Annotated in this window: 6 protein-coding genes; 5 read left to right on the top strand and 1 reads right to left on the bottom strand. The window is 74.1% G+C overall.

Annotation, left to right across the window (positions count from 1 at the left end; translation table 11 throughout):
• Positions 1-193 precede the first annotated feature (193 nt).
• Positions 194-361 carry a 50S ribosomal protein L33 gene (gene rpmG, locus FK498_RS17390; RefSeq protein ID WP_141856788.1) on the top strand — a complete coding sequence of 56 codons (168 nt, stop codon included), beginning with the start codon at positions 194-196 and terminating at the stop codon, positions 359-361.
• A gap of 87 nt (positions 362-448) precedes the next feature.
• Here the strand turns inward: rpmG and FK498_RS17385 are convergent, their stop codons facing one another.
• A complete protein-coding gene (locus FK498_RS17385) occupies positions 449-1,855 on the bottom strand; it encodes a PleD family two-component system response regulator (RefSeq protein WP_141856786.1) in 1,407 nt (468 codons plus the stop codon).
• A 177-nt stretch (positions 1,856-2,032) separates the two neighbouring features.
• Here FK498_RS17385 and FK498_RS17380 point away from each other — a divergent pair, with 177 nt between their 5' ends.
• The 4 genes from FK498_RS17380 to FK498_RS17370 all read left to right on the top strand — a co-directional run.
• The gene (locus FK498_RS17380; RefSeq protein ID WP_141856784.1) at positions 2,033-2,656 is read left to right on the top strand and encodes a class I SAM-dependent methyltransferase; all 624 of its coding nucleotides are present in this window, start codon (positions 2,033-2,035) and stop codon (positions 2,654-2,656) included.
• A gap of 117 nt (positions 2,657-2,773) precedes the next feature.
• Positions 2,774-3,238, top strand: coding sequence for an Hsp20/alpha crystallin family protein (locus FK498_RS17375; RefSeq protein ID WP_141856782.1), 465 nt, complete (start codon positions 2,774-2,776; stop codon positions 3,236-3,238).
• A 130-nt stretch (positions 3,239-3,368) separates the two neighbouring features.
• Complete coding sequence (locus tag FK498_RS19475) at positions 3,369-3,509, top strand: hypothetical protein (protein WP_161988471.1); 141 nt, start codon at positions 3,369-3,371, stop codon at positions 3,507-3,509.
• A gap of 64 nt (positions 3,510-3,573) precedes the next feature.
• Positions 3,574-4,881: YifB family Mg chelatase-like AAA ATPase (locus tag FK498_RS17370; protein WP_237561000.1), on the top strand; the 1,308-nt coding region annotated here is incomplete at its 3' end.

The following is a 4,881-nucleotide window of genomic DNA, read 5'->3' as shown; positions in this document are numbered from 1 at the left end:
CGTGCCGGCCGCCGAGGAGATCGCCGCCTTGCGCGGCGCCTGCCCGCCGGCGGAGGGCGGCGCGCTTGACATCGCCGTGGCGCTGTGGCTTTTCCGCGGCCCCGACGAGAGCACAAGCCTGCCGGCGCCGACCCGCGCCGAGCGCTAGGCGCCGCCGCCCGGCCGCCCCGGTCCGGCCCGAGGAGAGACCATCATGGCGAAGGCCAACACCGTGCTGATCAAGCTCGTGAGCTCGGCCGACACGGGCTACTTCTACGTGACCAAGAAGAACACCCGCACCGCGACCGGCAAGCTCGAGTTCAGGAAGTACGATCCGGTGGCGCGCAAGCACGTCGTCTTCAAGGAAGCGAAGATCAAGTAGCGCCCCGCCCGCCTCCGCCCCGGCGAGGACGGCTCCGAGGGCGAGACGCAGGGCGCGGGTGCGATCGGCCCGCCCGCGGACCGGCCCTCAGCAGGCCGGCAGCATCTCCCCGTCCGCCTCCCGCGCGATCACCCGGTTCCGCCCCTGCCGCTTGGCCTCGTAGAGCGCCAGGTCGGCGCGCTGCAGCAGCCCGTCCGCCAGCGCCTCGTCGCTGCCCGCCGCATCCGCGGCGAGCACCGCCACGCCGATGCTGACCGTCAGGACGTGCCGCTCCTGCCCCAGCGGCTGGTAGGCGAGCGTCGCCACCTCGCGCCGCAGCCGCTCGGCGGCGATCAGCGCGTCGGCGAGCGTCGCCCCCGGCATCACCACGGCGAATTCCTCCCCGCCATAGCGGGCGACCGTATCGAACAGCCGCACATGCGCGCGGATGCAGCCCGCGACCGCGCGCAGCGCCGCATCGCCGGCGGCATGGCCGTAGCGGTCGTTGATCGCCTTGAAGTGGTCGAGGTCGAGCATCATCGCCGCGAGCGAGCCGCCCGAGGCGCGCATCGAGGCCACCAGCGCGCGCAGATGGCCGCGCAGGTAGCGCTGGTTGTGCAGCCCGGTCAGCGGATCGGTGAGCGCGAGCGAGATCGAGTAGGCGAGATCGGCGCGCAGCCGGTCCTGGTAGAGCTTGCGGCGGATCTGGTTGCGCGCGCGCGCGCGCAGCTCGTTCTGGTCGATCGGCCGCAGGATGTAGTCGTTGGCGCCGAGATCGAGCCCGCGATGGAGTTGGCGGCGGTACTCGGGATCGGCGACCATGAGCACCGGCGTCTCTCGCGTCGCGCCGTCGGCGCGCAGCCGCGAGGTGAGCCTGAGCGGGTCCTCGGCGCCGAGCTGGAGATCGAGCACCACGAGGTCGAAGGGGGCGGCGGCGAGCCGCTCGATCGCCTCGGCCGGGGTGGCGACGCGGTCGCAGCGGATCCCCTCGGCATCGAGCGCGGCGAGGATGCGCTCGGCATCGGCGTCGCTGTCGTCGACCAGCAGCGCGCGGCAGCCGCGCACGCTGGGCAGGGTCTGGCTGTCGGGCTGCACGCCGAGCTGGTGCGTGGTCTCGGAGCGCAGCCGCCACTCGTCGAGCAGGCGCTTCAGCCGCACGAGCGTGCGCACGCGCGCGAACAGGACCTCGTCGTCGACCGGCTTGGTGAGGAAGTCGTCGGCGCCGACCTCGAGCCCGCGCACCCGCTCGGCGGTCTCGCCGAGCGCGGTCACCATCACCACCGGCACGTGCTCGGTGGCCGGATCCGCCTTCAGGCGGCGGCAGACCTCGAACCCGTCCATCCCCGGCATCATCACGTCGAGCAGGATCACGTCGGGCAGCCACTCGCGCGCGACCTCGAGGGCCGCCGGGCCGTCCTGCGCCGCCTGCACCTCGTAGTACTCGGCGGCGAGCTTGGCCTGGAGCAGGCGGAGATTGGGGGCAACGTCGTCGACGACCAGGATGCGTGCGCTCATGGATCGATCTGCAGCAGTGCGGCGGGACCATGGCACGAACCCGCCGCCGTTGCATCGCCAAAAGCGCGCCGGGGGCAAATCGCGATCGTCATCGAAGTGCGATAGAATTGTCGCCTGTCGCATGGTTCCGAACGCGACCCCCGCCTGCCCCCTCCTCCCGTCCAGCCGAGTCGCCCGATGCCGCACGCCCATGCCGACCATGCCGAGCCGAACCGCGCCGCCCGGTCCGCCGCCGCCCGGGCTTGGCTGTTCTTCCGCCGCTGGCTCGCCAACCCGCTGGAGATGGGCTCGATCGTGCCGTCCTCCCCCGCGCTCGGGCGGCGTGTGGCGGCGGCGGTGCGGGCCGGCCCGCCGGGCGGCGTGGTCGAGCTCGGCGCCGGGACCGGCGCGATCACGCGCGCGCTGATCGAGGGCGGCATCGCGCCCTCACGGCTGACCGTCGTCGAGATCGTGCCGGAGATGGCGGCGGTGCTGCGCGCGACCTTCCCGGGCGTGACCGTGCTCTGCGGCGACGCCTGGCGGCTGCCCGCGCTGCTCGCCCCCGACCGGCAGGGCGGCATCGGCGCGGTCGTCTGCGGCATCCCGCTGGTGCTGCTGCCGCTCGCGCGCCAGCGCGCGCTGGTCGAGGCGATCCAGGCGGTCGCTCCCGGGCGCGGCTTCCTGCACTACACCTACTGCATCACCTCGCCGCTGCCGGCGCGCAAGCTCGGGCTCAGGGGGCGGCGGGTGGCGTGGACGCCCGCCAACCTGCCGCCCGCCTCGGTCTGGCACTACGCGCCGATGCGCCCCGGCAGGGCTTGATTCAGGTCAAGGTCGTTTCGATCTCCTGGACATAGCGTGGCGTTCCGTAGGGGGCAGCACCCCGCGTGCCCGCCTCCCGCGCCACGATCATCGACACAAGCGAAGGAGGGAGATGCCATGGCCATGCTGCCATCGCTGTTCACGGGCGGCGGCCTCGACCGGATGCTCGAGGACATGCGCCGCATGCAGGAGCGGATCGAGCAGGCCTTCGGCACGCTCGCGCCGACCCCGGTGATGCGCGCCGACTGGCGCCCGGCGATCGACGTGCGCGAGACCGAGACCGGCCTCGTCGTCACGGCGGAGCTGCCCGGGATGACGGAGCAGGACGTCGAGCTCACCGTCGAGGACGACCTGCTCACCATCCGCGGCGAGAAGAAGACCGAGACCGTGAAGGACGAGAAGGGCTGGCACGTGCAGGAGCGCAGCTACGGCGCCTTCTCGCGCACGCTGCAGCTGCCGTTCTCGCCCCAGGCGGACGCGGTCACCGCCGAGTTCACGAAGGGCGTGCTGACGGTGACGGTGCCGAAGCCGCCCGAACTCGCCAAGCCCGCGAGCCGGATCGCGATCAAGTCGGGCGGCTGAGGCCGGCCGCCCGCTCCGCCGCGCGCACGACCAGGACCTGATCCCCGGCCGGCAAGGGTCGAACCTTCGCCGGCCGGGGATCAGGCGGCGACCGCGCGGCGGGGCGGAACTCGACCGGCACCTCGCCGCGGTGCTCGGGGCGGGGACGGAGGGCGCGCGCGCCGACCAGGTCGGGTTCGACGCGCAGATGGGGCTCGCGGCGCTGCTCGATCCGCTCTGGCTCGGCTCCGGGCGCACATGTCCGTCCCGCGACGAGGCCGCCGAGGACTGACACCGCGCCGGGCGATCCGCGCGCCGGTTGAGACGGCGGGGGCGCGCCGCTAGGGTGCCCGCACATGCTCGCCCGCCTCGCCAGCTTCGCCTTCCAGGGCATCGAGACCGTTCCGGTGGAGATCCAGGTGCAGGTGGCGCCCGGGCTGCCGGCCTTCGCGGTCGTCGGCCTGCCGGACAAGGCGGTGGGCGAGAGCCGCGAGCGCGTGCGCGCGGCGATGACCTCGATCGGGCTGTCGCTGCCGCCGAAACGGATCCTGGTGAACCTCGCCCCGGCCGACCTGCAGAAGGAGGGCAGCCATTTCGACCTGCCGATCGCGCTCGCGCTGCTCGCCGCGATGGGGATCGTGCCGATCGAGGATCTCGCCGACCACGCCGCACTCGGCGAGCTCGGCCTCGACGGCCGGCTCGCCCCGGTGGCGGGCGTGCTGCCGGCCGCGATCGGCGCCGCCGCGCGCGGCCTCGGCCTGATCTGCCCGGCGAGCCAGGGCGCGGAGGCGGCCTGGGCGGGCGAGGCGCGCGTGCTGCCGGCCGAGTCGCTCCTGCACCTGATCAACCATTTCCGCGGCGAACAGGTGATCGGCCCGCCCGACCGCCCCGACCTGCCGCCCGCCCCGCCCGGCCTCGACCTCATCGACGTGAGGGGCCAGGAGACGGCGAAGCGCGCGCTCGAGGTCGCGGCCGCGGGCGGGCACAACCTGATCCTGATCGGCCCGCCCGGCGCGGGGAAGTCGATGCTGGCCGCGCGCCTGCCCGGGCTGCTGCCCGACCTCACGCCCGCGGAGGCGCTCGAGGTCAGCATGATCCATTCCGTCGCCGGATTGCTGCGCGACGGGCGGCTGGTCACGCGGCCGCCGTTCCGCGACCCGCACCATTCGGCGTCCCAGGCCGCGCTCACGGGCGGCGGCCATCGCGCGCGGCCGGGCGAGATCAGCCTCGCCCATCGCGGCGTGCTGTTCCTCGACGAACTCCCCGAGTTCCCGCGCCAGGCCCTGGAGGCGCTGCGCCAGCCGCTGGAGACCGGGCGGACGACGGTCGCGCGCGCGTCCGCGCATGTGACCTACCCGGCGCGGTTCCAGCTCGTCGCGGCGATGAACCCGTGCCGCTGCGGCCATCTCGGCGACGCGGCGCGCGAGTGCGCCAAGGCCCCGCGCTGCGGCGAGGAGTACCAGGGGCGGCTGTCGGGGCCCTTGCTCGACCGCATCGACCTGTTCGTCGAGGTGCAGCCGATCGCGCCCGCCGAGTTGACGCGCGTGCGCCCCGGCGAGCCGAGTGCGGCGGTCGCGGCGCGCGTGGCCGAGATCGGTGCTCGCGTGCCGGTCACCCTCCGGCAGCGCCAGGGTGTCGTAGGTGAAGCCGTGCAGGCGCAGTTC

The organism is Elioraea sp. Yellowstone, assembly GCF_006704265.1.
GTDB lineage: Bacteria > Pseudomonadota > Alphaproteobacteria > Acetobacterales > Acetobacteraceae > Elioraea.
Note: the sequence above shows the minus strand (reverse complement) of the source record. Positions and strands in the feature narration are given on the sequence as shown.

Coding starts and splice junctions, on each gene's coding strand:
- rpmG (WP_141856788.1), top strand. CDS start 194: ATGGCGAAGGCCAACACCGTGCTGATCAAGCTCGTGAGCTCGGCCGAC.
- FK498_RS17385 (WP_141856786.1), bottom strand. CDS start 1,855: ATGAGCGCACGCATCCTGGTCGTCGACGACGTTGCCCCCAATCTCCGC.
- FK498_RS17380 (WP_141856784.1), top strand. CDS start 2,033: ATGCCGCACGCCCATGCCGACCATGCCGAGCCGAACCGCGCCGCCCGG.
- FK498_RS17375 (WP_141856782.1), top strand. CDS start 2,774: ATGGCCATGCTGCCATCGCTGTTCACGGGCGGCGGCCTCGACCGGATG.